General features: G+C 70.1%; 12 protein-coding genes. 6 read left to right on the plus strand and 6 right to left on the minus strand.

What is annotated here, in order from left to right:
- Positions 1–59: 59 nt before the first annotated feature.
- Positions 60–1,352, minus strand: coding sequence for an MFS transporter (locus tag OHA73_RS05015; protein WP_327654327.1), 1,293 nt, complete (start codon positions 1,350–1,352; stop codon positions 60–62).
- A 122-nt stretch (positions 1,353–1,474) separates the two neighbouring features.
- Here OHA73_RS05015 and OHA73_RS05020 point away from each other — a divergent pair, with 122 nt between their 5' ends.
- Positions 1,475–2,089: a TetR/AcrR family transcriptional regulator gene (locus tag OHA73_RS05020; protein WP_267071960.1), complete on the plus strand. Its 615-nt coding sequence runs from the start codon at positions 1,475–1,477 to the stop codon at positions 2,087–2,089.
- A 22-nt stretch (positions 2,090–2,111) separates the two neighbouring features.
- On the opposite strand, the gene OHA73_RS05025 is transcribed toward OHA73_RS05020, so the two are convergent.
- Complete coding sequence (locus OHA73_RS05025) at positions 2,112–2,720, minus strand: TetR/AcrR family transcriptional regulator (RefSeq protein WP_267071959.1); 609 nt, start codon at positions 2,718–2,720, stop codon at positions 2,112–2,114.
- Positions 2,721–2,838: 118 nt separating this feature from the next.
- Here OHA73_RS05025 and OHA73_RS05030 point away from each other — a divergent pair, with 118 nt between their 5' ends.
- From OHA73_RS05030 to OHA73_RS05050, 5 genes are all read left to right on the plus strand, one after another.
- Positions 2,839–4,338 (plus strand): APC family permease, encoded by a 1,500-nt coding sequence (locus OHA73_RS05030; RefSeq protein ID WP_327654328.1) that lies wholly within the window; start codon positions 2,839–2,841, stop codon positions 4,336–4,338.
- A 7-nt stretch (positions 4,339–4,345) separates the two neighbouring features.
- Positions 4,346–5,227, plus strand: coding sequence for a carbon-nitrogen hydrolase family protein (locus OHA73_RS05035; protein WP_327654329.1), 882 nt, complete (start codon positions 4,346–4,348; stop codon positions 5,225–5,227).
- 1,014 nt (positions 5,228–6,241) lie between these two features.
- Entirely contained in the window at positions 6,242–6,469 is a 228-nt protein-coding gene (locus OHA73_RS05040) for a hypothetical protein (protein ID WP_327654330.1), read from the plus strand.
- Between the two features lie 303 nt (positions 6,470–6,772).
- Complete coding sequence (locus OHA73_RS05045; RefSeq protein ID WP_327654331.1) at positions 6,773–7,066, plus strand: hypothetical protein; 294 nt, start codon at positions 6,773–6,775, stop codon at positions 7,064–7,066.
- Between the two features lie 128 nt (positions 7,067–7,194).
- The gene (locus tag OHA73_RS05050) at positions 7,195–7,884 is read left to right on the plus strand and encodes a plasmid pRiA4b ORF-3 family protein (protein ID WP_327654332.1); all 690 of its coding nucleotides are present in this window, start codon (positions 7,195–7,197) and stop codon (positions 7,882–7,884) included.
- A 235-nt stretch (positions 7,885–8,119) separates the two neighbouring features.
- On the opposite strand, the gene OHA73_RS05055 is transcribed toward OHA73_RS05050, so the two are convergent.
- The 4 genes from OHA73_RS05055 to OHA73_RS05070 form a co-directional block, all read right to left on the minus strand.
- A complete protein-coding gene (locus OHA73_RS05055; protein WP_327654333.1) occupies positions 8,120–11,221 on the minus strand; it encodes a pPIWI_RE module domain-containing protein in 3,102 nt (1,033 codons plus the stop codon).
- A 76-nt stretch (positions 11,222–11,297) separates the two neighbouring features.
- On the minus strand, positions 11,298–14,963 hold the full coding sequence (locus OHA73_RS05060) for a hypothetical protein (RefSeq protein WP_327654334.1): 3,666 nt from the start codon (positions 14,961–14,963) through the stop codon (positions 11,298–11,300).
- Entirely contained in the window at positions 14,956–16,137 is a 1,182-nt protein-coding gene (locus OHA73_RS05065; RefSeq protein ID WP_327654335.1) for a restriction endonuclease-related protein, read from the minus strand. Before OHA73_RS05065 ends, OHA73_RS05060 begins: the two co-directional genes overlap by 8 nt.
- Positions 16,134–17,855: a PD-(D/E)XK nuclease family protein gene (locus tag OHA73_RS05070; RefSeq protein ID WP_327654336.1), complete on the minus strand. Its 1,722-nt coding sequence runs from the start codon at positions 17,853–17,855 to the stop codon at positions 16,134–16,136. Before OHA73_RS05070 ends, OHA73_RS05065 begins: the two co-directional genes overlap by 4 nt.
- Between the last annotated feature and the right edge of the window lie 151 nt (positions 17,856–18,006).

Consider the following 18,006-nt stretch of genomic DNA (forward strand, 5'->3'; position numbering starts at 1 on the left):
CTCCTTGGAGCGGGGTGCGGGGTGGTGCGCGGTGCGGAGGCGGTGGTGGTCCGCCATGGTCATCGGACGCTCTTCACCCGCAGGACGGCCACCGCACCGAGCAGCGCGAAGGCCAGGGCGAGGGGGAAGAGCGTGCGGTAGCCGCCGAGCCAGAGGACGACGGCTCCGGCGATGGCGGGCGCGAGGACCTGCGGCAGGGTGGCCGCGACGTTCACGACGCCCAGGTCGCGGGCGAAGGACCGTTCGGACGGGAGTACTTGGGAGATGAGGGCGGTGTCCACGCCCTGGAAACAGCCGAAGCCGATACCCACCAGGAAGGCCATCGCGGTCATGCCGGTCATGGTGGGGACGGCGAACGGGATGAGCATGGCGCAGCCGATGAGGGACGCCGAAGCCACCACGAACACCTTGCGCCGGCCGAGCCGGTCCGAGAGGGGTCCGGTGACGGCGGCGGCCGGGAGCAGCCCCGCGACGGCGGTCAGCGCGAGGACGGGTACGCGGTCGATCGCCTCGTCGTGCAGGCCGATGTAGTCCTGCAGGATGTAGAGCTTGTAGCCGAGGACCAGGAAGTACGCCAAGTTGGTGCTCAGCCTGCTGACGAACACCCAGAAGAAGTCGGGGTGCTTGCGCGGGTTCGGCAACAGGCCGCTCAGGAACTCACGTACCTGGAAGGGCTCTTGGGGAGCGTTCCGGCTCGGGCGCTCCGGGTTGAGGGTCACGAGGACGACCGCCAGGGCCATGGCGAGCAGGGCGAGCGCCACGTACGCCGTGGTGATCCGGTCCTCGAAGGTGGCGGCGAAAATCTGGCCGAAGAGCGAGCCGCACATGGAGCCGAGGCCGGTGACCGTGGAGAACAGGCCGCGCTTCTCGGGCGGCACCCGGTCGGGCATGACGGCCGAGAGCGGGCCCGCCCCGAAGTTGTAGCCGAACTGCACCAGGCACCACAGGGCCAGCATCGCCGGTACGGAGTGGGTGAACGCCATGCCGATCAGGGCCAGTCCACCGGTCGCCACGCCCGCCACGACCCAGGGCCCGCGCCTCCCGAAACGGCTGCGGGTCCGGTCCGAGACGGCTCCCGCGACGGGCTGGGCGACCATCGCGACGAGCGCGCCCACCGTGGTGACGACCGCGAGCGTGCCGACCTTCGCGCCCTCGCCCACCGTGCGCTGGACCTGGAGGGCAAGCAGGGTGCCGGGGACGGCTCCCCACACGAGGGCGATGCCGAGGTGGGCGGGGCCGATGCATGCCATCAGGCGTCGCAGCGCCCGCCCGTCGAGCGCCGGGGCGGCCGAGCCGGCCGGCTCGGCAGGGAGCGGGGAGGGAGCACGGAGCTCGCCAGGGGGTCTCGCCATCGGGACCTTCTTTCGGTGGGCCGCACGGGGCCACACCTGCGACTGACGAGAAACAGTACGGCGTACTGTTTTTGCGGGCAAGGCTTTGCGCAAGGGAAGTGACCGCCGCATAGGGTGGCCGCGTGACAGCCAGAAATTCCTACCCCAAGGGGGTCGCCAAACGGGAGGAGATCCTCAAGGTCACCCTTGAGATCTTCGGCCGCGAGGGCGAGCGGAACACCACCCTGCGGATGGTCGCCAAGGAGAGTCGCATCAGCCTGACCGGGCTGATGCACTACTTCGAGTCCAAGGACCACCTGCTGACCGAGGTCCTGCGCGCCAACGACCGCGCGGCCGAGGTGCGTTTCCGCGACCCGGAGGCCGTGCACGATCCGGGCGAATTCCTGGCCAAGGCCCTGACGGTGAACGCCGCGAACGCCGCCCGCGTCCGGCTCTACGTCACCCTCGCCGCAGCCTCGACCGACCCGGCGCACCCGGCCCACACGTACTTCAGGGAACGCTTCGCACTACTGCGCGCCACGATCGCCGAGCACCTCGCGGCCGAGCAGCGGGCCGGCCGGGCGAACCCCGGCCTCGACCCGCGCTTCACCGCCTCAGCCCTCGTCGCCGCGACCGACGGCATCCAACTCCAGTGGCTGAGCGACCCCGACATCGACATGGCGGACCACGTCCGCGGGGTCTGGCGGATGCTCACGGCGTCGCCCGGCTCGGAGGATGCCGCCGCATCACGCACCTAGCACCCATCACACACGTAGCACTTCAGACACGATCGGCCACATCGTGGCCCGTAACCGCTCGGGCGTAGGCGCACAGAGCGGTGATCACTTCGGTGCGGGAGCGGCGGCCCGCGAGGATCTCCATCTGGTAGCCGTCCTCCATGGCGACGAAACTCGCGGCGAGCAGGCGCGGTGGGTCCTGAAGGGTGAAGTGCCCCTGGGCCTGCCCGAGGACCAGGATCCCCGAGTACACGGCGATCTGGCGTTCCGTCAGTGCGCTGTCGAGGGCCGCTGCCCTGGCGTCGCGCAGGCACCGTGGCCAGTACTCGAAGAGCAGCCGGGTCAGCGTGTCGTCGGAACCGCTGGCGACGCCCATGTCGATGCAGGCCGCGAGTTGGTCGCGTGCGTCGGTGAAGCGGTTCGCCGCGCGTTCTCGTTCCTGGCTGTAGCGCTCGATGGCCTGTTGGTAGGCCGCGTGGACCAGGGCGTCCAGGTCGCCGTAGTAGAGCACCGCGGCCGGGGTGACCCCCGCTTCGTCCGCGATGTCGCGCAGCCGCAGGCCCTCGAGCCCGCGCGCCACGAGGGCGCGCTCCACCGCTCTGCCCAGCTCGGCCCGGCGGGCCTCCTTGCTGCTGCCCTTCCTCGCGGCCACACCGTTCCCCTCGCCGTTCTGTTGTACGCAGATTTAACGATAGCCCGGCACCTATTGACGGGACAACGACCCACGTCTTAAATCTGCGTTTAACAAACCTGCGGCTTACGGAGGCACCATGCCCAACCCGACCGACGCCGAGGCCAGAACGGAATCCGCGCCCGCCCGGGACAAGGGATTGCGCGGCGGCGCGGTGGGCCTGCTCGCCTCGGTCACCCTCGGACTGTCCTGTGTCGCCCCGGCGTACAGCATCGCCGTGACCCTCGGCTTCGTGACCCTGACCGTCGGCCATCTCGCGCCGGCCGCACTGCTGCTGGGCTTCGTGCCGATCCTGCTCACCGCGTTCGCCTTCCGTGAGCTGAACCGCGAGATGCCGGACTGCGGCACCACCTTCGTGTGGACCACGCGCGCGTTCGGGCCTCTGACCGGCTGGCTCGCCGGCGGTTGGGTGGTGCAGATCGCCACGTTCATCGCGATGACGGCCCTCTCCCAGGTCGGCGCCACCTACCTCCTCCAACTGCTCGGCCTGCACGCACTCGCCGACAGCGGTACCGCCGTGGCGATCACGGCGGTGGTTCTCCTGGCGGCGGTCACCTCGATCGCCTACCGGGGTCTGCACCTCGCAGCGTCCGTCCAATACGTGCTGCTCGGGCTGCAGTTGGCCGCCCTGCTCGGCTTCGGCGCCGCCGCCTTCGCCCGCCACGGCGCCGTCACCCCGTCCCTGTCCTGGCTCAACCCCTTCGCCGTCGACGGCTTCGGCCCGCTCGCCGAGGCGGTCATGCTGTGCCTGTTCATCTACTGGGGCTGGGACGCGCTGATCACCGCGAACGAGGAGACCCGCGACGGGGAACGCGTCGCGGGCCAGGCCGCCGTCATCTCCACCCTCGTACTCCTCGGGACCTACCTGTTCACCGCCTTCGCGGCGATCAGCTTCGCCGGGACCGGCACCGGCGGGACCGGGCTCGGCAACCCCGACAACGCCGCCGACGTCCTGTCCACCCTGGCCCCGCCGGTCCTCGGCACGGCACTGGCCAAGGTGATGCAGCTGGCCGTCTGCGTGTCCGCGGTCTCCGCCCTGCTCACCAGCCTCGTCGGCTCCTCGCGCGGCACCCTGTCCATGGCCGCCCACGGCGCCCTGCCCGCGGCCTTCGCCCGAGTCCACCCCAGGCACCGCACCCCCGGCTTCGGCACCGTGTTCATCGGCGCGACGGCCGCCTGCCTCCTCGTCGTACTCACGCTCGTCTCCACCGACTTCCTCGGCGACGCCATCCTGTGCATCGGACTGCTGATCGCCTGCTACTACGGCACCACCGCGCTCGCCTGCGTCTGGTACTTCCGGGGTCGCCTGCGCGACTCGCCCCGCGACCTGCTGCTGCGCGGGGTCCTGCCCCTGCTCGGCGGGCTGATGATGCTGGCAGCCTTTGCCCGCAGCGCCCACGACATGTACGACCCGGCCTACGGCAGTACGTCCTTCCACGGCATCGGCGGAGTCTTCCTCCTCGGCGCCGGCACCATCGTCACCGGCGTCCTGGCCCTGGCCGTCGTCCGCACCCGCTTCCACCGCTTCTTCCGCGACGGCCGCACCACGGTCGCCGAACTCACCATCACCGAGGACTGACACACCCATGCGCACGCTCGCCATCGCCGCCGTCCAAACCACCCCCGTGCCCCACGACCTCGAAGCGACCTGGCAGCGCTTCGCCGACCAGGTCCGGTCCACCCGCGACCTGTTCCCCCACGTACAACTCGTCGTCGTCCCCGAGCTGTTGCTCGCCGCCGAGGGCGCACTGCTCCAGCCGGCCCCTGACGACTGGATGGAGCAGGCCGCGGTCACGGTCCCGGGCCCGCTCACCGACCGGATCTGCGCCCTGGCCGTGGAGACCGGCCTGTGGCTGATCCCGGGAAGCGTGTACGAGCGCGCCGAGGACGGGCACATCTACAACACCGCTCTGGCCATCTCCCCGGAGGGCGAGATCGCCGCCCGCTACCGCAAGGTCTTCCCGTGGCAGCCGTACGAGAAGACCACCCCCGGCCACGAGTTCACGGTCTTCGACATCCCCGGCGCCGGTCGCGTGGGCCTGGCCATCTGCTACGACGGCTCGTTCCCCGAGACGGTGCGCCAACTCGCCTGGCTGGGCGCGGAGATCGTCATCCAGCCCACCCTCACCCCCACCCGCGACCGGGAGATGGAACTGGTCTGCGCCCGCGCCAACGCCTGGACCAACCAGGTCTACGTCGTCAACGTCAACGCCGGTGACCCGGCCGGGGTCGGCCAGAGCGCCATGGTCGACCCGGAAGGCATCGTGCGCCAGCAGGCCGGCCCCGGCGAGGAGACCCTCGTCGACGTCCTCGACCTCGACACCGTCACCCGCGTACGCCGCTACGGCAGCGCCGGCATCAACCGCCCCTGGAGCCAGCTCGCCCGCTACGGAACGTCGGTGAAGCTCCCGATGTACGGCGGCGAAGGCATCCACACACCGGACTGGCTCAGGGACAAGGCCGTGTAACGACTCCGCCGCGCCCCGCCCCACCACACACCGGACGGCCTCGTCGATCTCAGCCACCCAAAGGTCGGCGCCCTACGCTCCACCCCATGCACCTCGAAAACACAGGTGCCAGGGGGGGGGGTGGCGTGTTCGGGATCATCGGGCCCACCGCCCACGCCGGCGGGCCCGATGGTGTCCCCCGTGCCGTTCGGAAACTCGTCGCAACCCCTCTCCCGGTCGTTCCAGGACACGAGAAAGGGGCCGTTCGAAAACGGCCCCTCATCTGCGACGTTCGATCGTTCGAACTGTCGGGACGACAGGATTTGAACCTGCGACCCCTTGACCCCCAGCAAAGTGCGATGTTCCCTCGCGAGACCTTGAAGGATGTGACGCGCTCTCACGCGCGGTCAACGAACGATGAGTTGCTCTTCGCGAACATCACACGCAGCATGTCGCCACTAGGCGCTCAGTGCACCCGTCGGGCGCTATGAGCGGACGTACGGCGCTGTTGCGTACCGGGTTCCGGCTCGTCGCCCATGCGGGAAGTCCGCCTCGGTCGCCCCGGCGTGACACTGCATCCGCCAGGAGAGCTCAACGGCGCCCCACGAGCGCTCCGCGTGCCGTAGTTGCCCGAGCAACGCATAGGGGTTGGCCCGCACGAGAGACAAGATCCTGACCGCGTCGGGACTCAGTCGTGCAGGACGGTGACAGTTCGACCCGACGGGGTGACGGCCTCGGCGACCGTGGTGCGTTCGGTGATAGGCGCGGCCGTGGGGCGCTGGTCGAAGACGCGAGGATACCGGTGTCGAGACCGAGTCGGTCGAGGTAGGCGTCGAGCTGGGCCAGCCCCTCCGGTACGGGATCGGGGCACCCCTCGCGCCGGACCTTGAGCTCCATCGCCTCGCGCTGCCAGGCACGGCTGCCGTCCGGTGCGGTGTAGGGCTGGCGGACCAGGAGGTCGATCGGCCGCGGCCGACGCCGTGCTCGCGGTCGATGTAGCCTCCCCCGTTCACGATGCGGTGCAGGTAGGCCATCATGATCAGCTGCGGTGCGACCTCGTGGTACGACGAGGACTTCGCCAGGAACTCGCCGTGCTCCTTCCAGAAGGCGACGAAGCCGTCGAGCAGGCGGGGGAAGTCGAGCCTGCCGCCGGGGGAGTTTGAAGCTGCGGGGTTCGTCGGTGATCACTTCCTGGGTGCGGTCACCGAGGATCCGGCCGAGCGTGGGGTGCCCACACGCGAGGCGTTCGCGGCCTGGCAGTGAGACTTCACCCGCCCGCCCCCGACTACACCGACACCCTCCCTCCCCTGACCACCGCGCTCCCGCCCGGATCCGCCTTCGCCCTGGACGACCTCGACGCCCTGGCCCGCGACACTGCCCGGCGCGCACGCCGGCTCGCCGACGGGCACACCGCCTCCCTCACCTGCCCCCGGTCGACGACGCCATACGTCTGTCGGCGGCCGGGATCAGCGAGCAGTGGTTCCAACGGCTCGTCGTCGCCTCCGGGTCTGCCCCGGCACAGTTCGCCCACCTGGTGCGTGGCCCGCGCCACGGCAGACGCGCGGAGTGGCCGTCGCCCGCGCACCGTCCACCCCGGACCGCGCCGCCATGGCCGCCGCCCACACCGCGCTTGCCGACCCCGACACCACCGTGGACCTACGCACCTGGCGCAACCGTCTCACCGCCGACGCCGAGGACGCCCAGATCCGCCTCGGACCAGACAGCCGCTGGCACCCCTACCGCCGCGAAGGCCACGGAGTCCCCGCCACCAGCGACGCCACCGCCACCTTCCTCGCAGCCCGCACGGCCGGTGTGGCAGGCAGTGGCGAGGCGTACGGAGCAGCGGGGTCGTACGCCTGATGCGGATACGCATGCCCCGCCTCCCGCCCGGCTAATAGCCTTCGTTACGGGGGCGGCCGGCCGTGTGTAACGCCTCCCCCGCACCGTCCGCCCCACACTCACAACCGCCCTGAAGGAACGCGCCACTCATGGTCAAGCACGGCTCCGTTTCCCGCTCCACCGCGTCCGCTCCCACCGGCACGGTCCACCGCCTCAAGATCACCTTGGAGGGGGTGAAGCCCCCGTTGTGGCGCCGCGTCATCGTCCCGTCGCACCTCACCCTCGGCTCACTCCACGACGTGATCCAGACGGCGTTCGGCTGGGGCGGCAGCCACCTGCACGACTTCCGCGAACCTGCCCGCCGAGGCCGCCGCTGGGCACCCGCCGAATACCTCGAGGACGGGCTCACACTCGGCCTTCCCGGAGAGCCACAGGACCTGGACGAGGAAGCCTGGACGCTGGCCGAAGCCCTGTCGGCCGAGCGCAACACCCTGCGCTACACGTACGACTTCGGCGACGACTGGCGGCACACCGTCACGGTCGAGCAGATCCGCCCGGCAGGCCCGGACGACACCGGCCGCGCGCGCTGCACCGGCGGTCGGCGGGCCATGCCGTACGCCGAAGACATCGGCGGCTCCTGGGTCCTCGACATCGCCCTGGCACGCTACGCGGCGGGCGAGCGCCCGCACGGCACCCGGCACGGACGCGGACGCCAGGCCTGGACCGAGTACGACGACCCGACCGACGAACTCCTCGCCGAGTGGCGCGCCCACGGCTTCGACCCAGCCGCCTTCGACGCCGCCGAGACGGACCGGCAGCTCTCGCACATGACACTGTGAACCGGCGCGCGGTCCACACCGGCCAGGACGGCGGCGTCGATCTCGCCGGCGTCCTGGGCGCACTCCTGGCGGGCAGGTCGCTGGTGGTGTCGCCCGTCCGCATCGCCGACGAAGCCGAACGGGCGGCAGAGTTGCGTTCGGCGCCCCTCATGGCCGCCGCGCTACGCCTCGCCGCCCGGTGCGGGCGCGAACGTCCCGCACTGGCCCGGAAGAGCGTCCTGCGCCCCGCCTGCTATCAGCGGAACAAGGTGAGTTGCTCGTCCTCCGGTGCCTGTGCCAGGCCGGGCTCTTCCGCGAGTTCCGGATCCACGCTCATCGACTCGGTGTCCGCGACCTCTGAAACCACCCCGAGCGCCGCCACCAGGTTCTGCTCTTCTTCCGTACGCTTCGGCTCGGCACCGGCCTCAGAGGCCTCCTCTCCGTCGTCGTCGGACTCCGTGACGGTGGGCAGAACGTAATGCTGGGCCAATGCTGCCAGGTGCACGGGCAGCGGCAGCGAGAGTGCGTCCAGGTAGTCGGGCGCCTGGCGCAGCTGGTGGACCGCGAGCGCCAAGGCCTCGGGTGAGTCGCCGTCGGCAGGGTGACACCCCAGCACAGCAATCTCCACGAGTCCCGGGTTCCAGGCCGGGATATGCGTGTCGAGTGTGGGCTTGCCTTTGTTGGGGCCCTGTCGGAGCGGGCGCGGGGCGATCTTGTCGGCCTCTACCGCGGAGTCGCGGAAGGTGCTCGCCTTGGGAGTGGTGCTGTAGAAAACGCGCCCGGACGACTCGGAAGCCGAGTGCCCCTCGACCCACAGGCCCTGGGGCAGGCCATTGGCTTCGCCAGGGGCGGCATTGCCCCACCACTGAGGTGTTTCGCGCCCGGTGGCTGTGCGCACGCGGACCAAGCGCAGGTCAGGGTCGAGTCCGGCCGGCTCCGCGTGACCAGTCTTGATCAGGTCGCGTTCGGTGAGGCCGTCCTGCAGCCAGGGCCAGTGCTTGCGGCTGTTCTGGGAGTGCGTGAGAAGCATGGTGGGCCGGCCGCGAAGGGAGCGAATCATCTTCTGGAGGTAGCGAGCGGTCGCCCGGCGCTGCTCCTCCATGTCCTGCTGCCAGATCTTGTACGGCGAGCGCTGGCGGGGGATGCCGGCGCTCACCTCCGGTTCGGCCTGCGTCTCGGACTCGGCCGGCTCCTGGACCTCCGGAATCTCTGCGGTCTTCACCAGGCCGAGCAGAAACCTCGGGTAGGGCACCCACCGTCGGCTCCCCTCGTCCCAGCCGGTCACCGCGGCCAGCCCGCTGCCCGGTGCCAGCGGCGTGACCATGACGGACACCGGAGTGTGCCGCGGCAGCCGGGTGGGTCCGTCCTTGCGGCGCTTCACCATGTACGTGGCGACATAGCGCAGGCCCTCGGGAAGTGCCTCTCCGAGAGTGTGCTCCGGCAGGACGCGCACGCCGAACTGGCGCAAGGCGTCCTCCCAGCCCGAATGCACACGGTGGGCAAGATCCTTTCCGGTGTCACGCCCCTTGGTCTTCTTCGGGTGAGCGAACTGGGTGAGCACGCCCGCGTCGGCGCAGCCCAGCCGGATGGCGTACTTGGGGTCGTCCAAGCGGTGTGCGAAGTCCTGGCGTCGGTCGATCTCCACCAGGGCGAAAGTGGGGTGGTACGGCTCGGCGCCGTCGGCCGCGAGGAAATCTGCTGTCGCCTTACGGCGGCGGCTGATGCCTGCCTCCAGGGCCTTGCCCTTCGGCCGCTTCTGGGGATCGATGCCCAGGGTTTCGGTGATGCCGCCGGTCGTGCGCAGACAGCGGAGACGCAGGGCGAGGTCTGGGGTCGTCCACTCCAGGATGACCGGGGTTCCCGGACCCGTCTGCTCGTACGGGTCCTCTTCCGTCGTGGACACCGGGCGGCCGCCGTCACCTTCGAGTCCGAGCACCTCGGCGAGCGCGTCGATCGCCGCTTCCCGGAACGCCGCGCTCTGCCACAGCAGTCGGACCTCGACCGAAGTGACGCCCACAGCCTGTGCGGTTTCCTTCAGCGCGTCGGCAGCGCCCTGCCCGCCATTGATCCTGGCCGCCACCGCGAGTGCAGCCTGGCGGGCACGTGCCGAACGCTCCACCTCGGCCGCCTTCTCCGCGGCCTTGGGCTTGGGCCGTGCGTTGGCGGGTGCGCTGCCTCCCGCGCTCGCGCGGATCAACGAGGGGACCCTGGCCATCCCTTCGGGCAGTGCCTGCTCGGCCCATTCGGTGATCTGGGATCGCTGGTGGGACATGAGTCCGGCGCCGATGCCGTGGGCTCCCATGTGTGTGCTGTGGACGACGGCAGCGCGGGTTCCGGCACCGTCGCCGATCCACTGCACGGGGTCCGCGAGCAGGGTCTTCGGGTCGGGGAAGGGGCGGCTGAGCGCGAGCCTGCCGAGGATCTGGGCGGGGCCGTTGTTTCGCCATGTGTAGTCCTGGACGTCGCGGCTCCAGGCCAGTCGTGCCACCGCGTACCGGTCGCTGAGCGGCGTTCCGGGAAGCCAGGGGATGGCCGGCTGGAGATAGACGGAGGTGTCACGCCCGAACGGCAGTCGCAGCCGCCCCTTCTTGGCGTCGGGGCGGGTCGCCCAGCGGCGTACTCCGGTGTGCAGGTGAAGGCGCGGCCTGGGGTCGAAGGGGACGGTGTGCAGCGTCACATTGATCACGATGGAGAACCACCACTCGCGTCCCTTAATCACGTGAGAGAGGGGCTGGGAGAGGAGCTCCGCCCCCTGTTGGCGGGGGCCGCGTGGCACGGCGCGGAAGTGCAGGCTGCCCGCACTGTGTTCGTAGGGGCCGAGCGCGAGGATGCGGCGGGCCAGGGCATCCGTGGCCAGTTGGTACTGCCTCTCGCGCGGCGAAGCCGTCTCCCCCTTGGTCAGGGGGCAACCGAGAAGGTCGACGGTGACGTCCTCCCACTGCGGCGGGGTGGCCCGCAGAGCGGCGAGCGTGTCCAGGACGGCACGGTGGTGCTCGGGTTCGGGGCGCAGGTCCTGGAGCCAGGCCCCGGTGAGCCGGTCAAGGGTGTCGCCGGGCAGCGGATGGGGCATGTCGGTCGGGGCGTAGAGCCAGGCGTCCTCCGTGCGCTGTTCCTGGTCGCGTAGCCTGCCCCGCACGACCAGATCGGGAGCGAGGGCCTGGAGCACGCCGTTGAAGCGGGCGACGGGGGCGGCACGGTAGGGCTCGGATCCGGGCTTGAGCCCCTGGTTGCAGAGGTTCAGGATGCTTTCGTGCCACTGCTCGGGAAAGTCCAGAGCGCGGTAGCCGACGGTCCATGGTGCGGCGTCGGGCTGAAGGACGTAGGCGGCGCGGCTGGAGTCACGGTACTTGGCGGCCATGGGAGTTCCCTGTCTCCTTCTGATTCTCGGATGAAGAGGTCGGCGAGTGCGCGGAGGGAGAGTCCGTCTCCGAAGCTCAGTCCCCGGAGCTCAGTCCGCACAGGGCGTCGTAGAGCGGGTGGTAGAGCGTGCGAACCAGGGCGGGATCGGACCGGTGCGCGAAGGACTCCGACGCGGTGTCTTCGTCGAAGTACGGCGCGAGGACATCACGGAGTTTGATGAGCAGACCGTCATCGGTCCGCCGGCGAGAAGGTCGTAGTACGTCGGACGGGGCACCGGCCTCGGCCAGGCCCGGGGCAAAGGCCGCGTCGACGAACAGCACACGCGCGGGCACACCGCCTCGCACCAGGCGCCCGATGACCTGCCAGATGGTGACGAGCTGGTCCCAGGCGAAGGAGATCTTCTCCTCGTCGCTGAGTTGCGAGTAGACGTAGCGACGGGACAGCAGTCTGCGCCATTCGGAGCGGGCGGCGTGGCGGAAGGAGAGTCCGGCGGCATCCAAGTCGGGGGCATCGGCCACGAGTTTGCTGAAAGTTCCGGCCTGGAGGCGCGGCTGGTCCCGGACGCATCGGGTGACCCAGTCGTTGATAGCGAAGACGGCCAGTGACAGATCGTCGGGGCGGGGGTGAGGTCGGGCCAGGAAGAGCACAGTCCCGAAAGCCGCCTTGTGGCTGCTGTTGAGGATGTTGTGCCCGCGTTCGATGGCCATCAGCGGGGCGACGAGGACCTCGGCATCCTGGTCCTCGGCGAACGCGGCGAGGTCGCCCCGACGCACGGCGGAAGCGTTGCCGGCACTTCCGGTCGAGGCGCTGTCACCGGCGCTCTCGGGGTCGAGGTCGGCCTTGTCAGAAGCCAGAACTCGGACCTTCCCCTCCCAGCGCCGCATTCCTTGGAGCAGGTCGGCAGCGATCCGCGCGTCGTGGTAGCTGCCGACGAGCAGCAGCGCTCGATGTCGCGCGCCGTCCTCGATCCGCCGCAGCTCCTGGTCAAGAATCGAGGACCCTCCGGGCGAAGCCTTTCCCAACTGGGTGACCATCTGTGCCAGAACCCCCGTGCGTGCCTCTGGTTTCGCCCCGGAGAGCGTGAGCGGCGCCCCCTCCGCGTCGTAGAGGAACCGGGTCCTGAATGTGGTACGGCGAATCGAGTCGACGGCCTGGCGATGCGGCTTGAGAACTGCCGTGACCGGCACCATCACATGGGCGCGGGTCGAGGTGCCCGCCCAGCTGGTGCCCGACATCAGCAGGACGTGCGGGCCGGGGCGCCCCGCACCCGCGTCCGCGCCCAACGAGGGGAGATTGAGCAGGAGTTCGCGGCCGACACCGGCACAGCGGAAGAAGCGCAGCGTGCCACTGCGGTGCTCATCGCCGTCCGGGCCTCGTTCGGGGTCCTCGGGCAGGTACTGGAATCCGAGGACGTTGCCCATCGGAGCCTCCGGCACTACGGGGGCGTAATCCAGAGGCGGCCGGCGGGACAGTTCGTTGTCGGCGGTGTCCAGGTGCAGGGCGGCTTCCACCTGCGGCCAGAGGAAGGTGACCCGCTCGAGGCGCTGATGGAGTGCGGCGAGGACGAGCGTGAATTCCAGCCGCTGGGCGGCCCGTTCCCTCCAGGGCTGTGTGCCCCAGACGTCCAGGGCGTCCCGCTCACGCTGCCCAGGGCGGAGCGGACGCTGCCGGAGAGTGCCGTCGAGCAGTGGCGATCCGTCGAGCAAGGAGTCCACTACGTCCCGGACACGGTCCCTGGCCGCCGCCGGATCCAGGTTGTGCAGGAGTTCGGCTGTTCTGCGTACCAGTGTGTCGGTGAGCCCCTGGTGCGGTCCGCGGTCACCGAGCGGGTCGTCGCGGAAGGCATCGAGGGAGGCGGTCAGTTGGTCCCGCCGGGCGGACCAACTCTCCGCTCCGGCATCGGCGCCGGAGACGACCGGGTCGTCGGCGTCGCCGGTCGCCTCGTACACCTCGGACTCGAACCGGATCCCGTCGGGCAGGGAACCGTCGGCCCGCAGCCGGGGGTACCACTCGTTCAGCAGCTTCTCCTGGAGGGTCCACGCGCTGAAGTACTCGATGTCCGCCCACTCCCGGAGATCGGCTTCGGTGATCAGCATGCGGTAGAGCCGGTTGGCGGCGATGTGGACCAGGTCGAGGGCTGCCGACCAGTTCTCGACATCGCGTGCGGTGAGCGGGATACGTCCCTGCCGGGCCAATTCGCCGATCTTGTGGATACCGATCCGGTCGACCCAGGAGTCCATGCCGCGCGTGACCAGGGTCGCGGACGGGGCGAAGGCGGTGTCGAGCTGCATCTGTACGCGGTCGGCCTCGTCGACCACGATGATGTCGCTGCGCAGGCAGGCCAGTTCGAGGCGTCGGAGACGTTCGGCGTTGAGGTGGTGCGGCACGGAGCTCTGCACCAGGCTGGCCGGATTGGCCACCCAGATCAGCGCGTCGACCATGTCACGGTCGGTGGTGTGCCGCGGGCAGACGTTCCACACCGGGCACCCGTGGAAGCCCGCGGTCTCCTCGGTGGCGACGTCCGCAGCCGCCGCGGGGTTCTGTGCCTCGGCCGGCTCGTGCCGGTACACCGGCAGTGGGACATCCTCGACGATGCGATCCGTCTTCTTCACCGGCCGCAGTTCCGTGCACGGCGCGTCCACGTACCGCAGCGGTGCGGCCGCTTCGAGGCCACGCTGTGCGTCCAGGACGCAGACCGTGCTCAAGTCGTCGAAGGCCTCGTCGTCGTGCTGGAGCAGCGACTCCTGCCCTCGTCCGGCGAGCCGGCGGTGCAGCCGGGAAGCGTGCTGTTCCCGGGTGGTGCCGCCGACGACGGGTGCGGCACTCAGGCCGATATCGCGGATCCGGCGCACGAGGGTGAGCTGCTCCGCGACATCTCCTACGACCAGGGTTGTGCGCAGCCCCTTCCGCGCTCCCCAGGCCGCGACGAGGATCATCAAGGTCGTCTTGCCCGCACCTACCATGCCGACCAGATGCAGCAGTTGCTCCAGGCGTAGCACATCCGTTGCCTCGAAGCGGAGGCCGTCGGCGGTGAGTGCGTCGAGGTGCAGGTCGTCGAGTCGCTGCACCCAGTTTCCCGACGGCAGGTCGTGTGCTGTCTCCTGCTCCTCCATCCAGTGTGCGGTTTCGGCGAGTTCGGCGACCGGGATGTCGAGTGTGCGCCCCGCGGTACTCGGAACGGCGGTCAGGTCGTGGCCGGTGGCGGGCGGGAAGCAGAGCTGTTCGGGGATGTTCACGGAGGCGGGGCGTTGCCGTTCGGTGAACCGGGCCTGTCCCGCCGGAGCCAGTGGCAGCGGCCGGCGGGCGAAGCCGGGCAGCTGGGACAGGGCCCGCTCATACGTGGCGAACCGGTCAGCGGCGACGGTCGGTTCGACTCGCCGGGGCGGTCCTCCTCCTTCGGGAAGGCGGTAGGCGCGCAGTCGTTCGTCGAGTCGTGCGTACGTCGACAGGCACTGGTGCCACATGCGGCGGCGGCGCAGCTTCCACAGCAGATGGCGTGCGGCGTCGATACGGGCCTGCTGTGCCGGGGTGGTCGCGATACCCGCGGCGGTGGCGAAGGGGTAGCCGCCGAGCAGGGTGTACACGCCGGTGGCGTCGCGCGCCGGGTCGAGCCCTTCCATGAGGTAGAGGCCGAGTTCCACCTGGCAGAGCAGGGAGGGCTTGACGTCCTTGTGCTCCGGGGGCCAGAGCGGTTCCAGGGACTTGGCGAGTTTCCGGTACCACCCGCTGGCGTCACGCACGGGGTCCTCCGTTCGTCGGGTTGGGGTCCTTCAGTTGAGGGCCGGCCGATCCACGGAGCCGGGCCCCGGCGAGGGCCACGATCCGGTCGTCGGTGTGCAGGGGTAGCGCGCCCGCGTCGGCGGGCCGGTTACGCCGATACGTGCCGAGATAGTCCCGGTGCGCGTCGGCCTGTTCTCTCGGCACCACCCAGCACGCCTCGTCGAAGGGCGGCTCCGCGCGGACGGGTTTCGCCGCGCGGCCGAGCAGTCCGGGGTGCTTCCAGTCCTTGACGTCGAGGGCCCACACGTGACCGTCCGGGAAGGTGACGCGAAGGTCGTACGCATCGAATCCGGGCCAGAGCTGGACCTCGAGCCCCAACTCACCGAGCCGGGTGGCCAGTTCCACCTCGGCTCGTCCCGGGCTGGTGACGAACTGGCGGAGCGGGCGACGCAGGTGAAGAAGACCACCGGCGTCGGCCCCACTGAACACGCGTCCGTGCGGGGGCGCGCCACGACGACGGCACCGGTCGCGCTCACACCACCAGCCGTCCTTCCCCACGGGGGTCAGGAGCGTCAGGCAGCGTCCGCAGGTGGCGTAGGCGCCGGCACGCTCACAGGCGGCGGGCACAGGTGCGTAGCACTGGTCCACGAGCTCCCGGAGAGGTGCGAGGAACAGGTCCGTGTCGACCTCGAACCTCTGCGCTCCGGTGAGCACCGGTTGGTCCACGAGAAGCCTGCGGAAGGCTGTGTAGGACTCGGGCGAGGACGCCTTGCGGCAGAGGTGCATCGCCGTGTGGATGACCTGGCGGTCGAAGTGGGCCGCGCCCGCGTCCTTGGCCCGGATCCACCATTCGTGGCACAGCTGGGTGGGGACGAGCGCGTCGGGGTCGACCAGGAAGTCTCCGGGGCCGAAGGCGTCCGGGGGCAGATCGAGCGGCCAGTCCTCCAACGGGCGGCTGTGACACCAGAACAGCAGCTCCGGCAGGCTGCGGGGAACGCCTTCGACGCCTCGCAGCAGGCAGGTGAGAACGGTCTGGTCCAGGGCACGCTGCGCCTCGGCCGGGTACGGGAGGCTGAATGAGGTGAGCGGCCCCAGGTCCGCGAGCTGGATCACGGCGCCCGCGAGGGTGTGGACGAGCCGCACGTCGGGGAAGTCGAGCCAGTTGCCGTCCTGGGTGTGGTGCGAGGCGGTCATACGGACTCCTTCTGCTTCTCCGCCAGGTATGCGGTCCCCGCGTGGCACCAGTCGAGGGCCTCGCAGGTCACACACGGTCGGCCGGGGGTCGCGGGGTAGTTCTGGTCGTGTGCCCACGGCTGGGCGAGGGTTGCTATCACTTCACGTGCTTTGTCGACGGTCCCTGGCCGGGAGGGATCCAGCTCCTCGAACGTCACGTCGTCGGTGTGGAGCAGTTCGAGTTCGACGCGCGAGCGCGACAGGTCACCGTCCAGGGCGCCCGCGGCGAGCATGAGCACGCCGAGTGCGAGCTGCGGGTACCTGGCCATCAGGGGTTCGCCCTCGTAGAGGTACCGGCTCGCGGTCTTCGTCTCACGCCACATCCATCCGCCGCGACGCGTGTACAGCACGTCGGGGGTGGCGATCAGGATGAGGTCGAGCTCGCGGTCGTAGCAGGTCACCTGATGCTGAACCCGGACCTCTTCCCCCTGCCCGAGTCCGTCCAAGGGGCAGACGTACCCGTGCTGTTCGAGCATGGCCGCTCCGTCGACGGCCTCTGGACCGGTGAGGTGGATGCCGTCCGCTCCCCAGGACGAGGAGTCCACCGGTCCCGGAATTCCGTCGCAGCTCCGGTACGGGGCGGCGCCGTGCCGCTGGTTCAGGACGCTGTCGACCACGCGCCCGCGCCGCACCTCCGCGCTCTCGGGCCTGGTGGAACGGATCTTGAGCTGCCGAGTGGCGTGGTACTTCGCCGGGCAGTCGCGGTAGGCGCGCAGATCAGTGACCGAGAGGCTACGGCGGGCTCGGCGTGGTTCGGGCGGTGCGATCCCGATCAGTCCCGGAGTGCGCGGCAGTGTTTCGCACCCGGACAGGGCCTTGCAGTCGACGCAGCTGGATCCGGCGAGAACTCTGGTGCCGCCGATGGCCTGCCTGAGTGCGGGCCGTCCCGCATCGCTGAAACGCCGTTGCACCTCGTCACGGCCCCAGTCGAGGAGATCACGGTGTATGCCGTCACCGCAGCCGAACTCGATGACCCGCACGCGTTGGGGAGGCGTGACGCGACCCGGATGAAGCGTGCCGGCCGGCACCGGGGCGGATCGCTTCCGCCATCCCACCTTCGCTGGCCTGCCACGCGCGGCCACGAACGCGGCGGTGGCCTTCTCCGACTCCGGGCGGTCGTCCTTCGCGGCTCCGAAGGAGAGGAGCCACAGATCACGGACCGAGCCGTCGAGCGCCGCATAGCGCCGCCCCCAGGCCGTCATCTCGTAGGTGTCCGCTCCCAGGGCGTCGACCGTTCCGGGGTCCGCGCCGACGGCCCAGGTGTCCCGGACCGGGAAAGTCACCGGGAGTCCTGCCACCTGCCGCGCCCGCTGGTCGACGGCGCGGGCCGCGACATAGCTCCGGACTGCCGCGATCGACCAATCCACGAGAACCGGATGTGCTACACGCCGCCGGTACAGGCCGAACGTGCCGTTCGTACGCCGGAGTTCCTCGATCACCTCGTCCAGACCCCGGCGGCCGTGCTCGATCAGGTCGAGCGCATCCATCATGACCTTGAGCGTGAAGTCCTGGAGCTTTTCAGGGAGTTCCGCCGGCTCCGGGTCCGCAATCAGCATGGGCCGCAACTGACTGCTGCGGCCCGTGGGGCAGTCACGGGGATCCAGGCGCGCCGCGGCCAGATTCGTACGGACCAGCCGGATATCTCCATCGGTTCCTGCGGGACGGTGCCAGTCGGTCATGTACTCCCCCGAACGGTCTGAGCGGGACGCGCATCGAATGCCGAAGCGGAGCCTCACGAACGACGCAGCGAGGCTCTCGGCACACCCAGCATGCCACAAGGCATGTGTGAACTGAGTCCACTCACGAAATTCCATCCGCGCGCTCTACACT

Origin of the sequence: Streptomyces sp. NBC_00483 (assembly GCF_036013745.1) — a bacterium.
GTDB lineage: Bacteria > Actinomycetota > Actinomycetes > Streptomycetales > Streptomycetaceae > Streptomyces.

What these genes read in the sequence shown, in the direction of transcription:
- OHA73_RS05040 (WP_327654330.1), top strand. Translation starts at nt 6,242, where the DNA reads ATGATCAGCTGCGGTGCGACCTCGTGGTACGACGAGGACTTCGCCAGG.
- OHA73_RS05065 (WP_327654335.1), bottom strand. Translation starts at nt 16,137, where the DNA reads ATGACCGCCTCGCACCACACCCAGGACGGCAACTGGCTCGACTTCCCC.
- OHA73_RS05050 (WP_327654332.1), top strand. Translation starts at nt 7,195, where the DNA reads ATGGTCAAGCACGGCTCCGTTTCCCGCTCCACCGCGTCCGCTCCCACC.
- OHA73_RS05015 (WP_327654327.1), bottom strand. Translation starts at nt 1,352, where the DNA reads ATGGCGAGACCCCCTGGCGAGCTCCGTGCTCCCTCCCCGCTCCCTGCC.
- OHA73_RS05055 (WP_327654333.1), bottom strand. Translation starts at nt 11,221, where the DNA reads ATGGCCGCCAAGTACCGTGACTCCAGCCGCGCCGCCTACGTCCTTCAG.
- OHA73_RS05035 (WP_327654329.1), top strand. Translation starts at nt 4,346, where the DNA reads ATGCGCACGCTCGCCATCGCCGCCGTCCAAACCACCCCCGTGCCCCAC.
- OHA73_RS05030 (WP_327654328.1), top strand. Translation starts at nt 2,839, where the DNA reads ATGCCCAACCCGACCGACGCCGAGGCCAGAACGGAATCCGCGCCCGCC.
- OHA73_RS05070 (WP_327654336.1), bottom strand. Translation starts at nt 17,855, where the DNA reads ATGACCGACTGGCACCGTCCCGCAGGAACCGATGGAGATATCCGGCTG.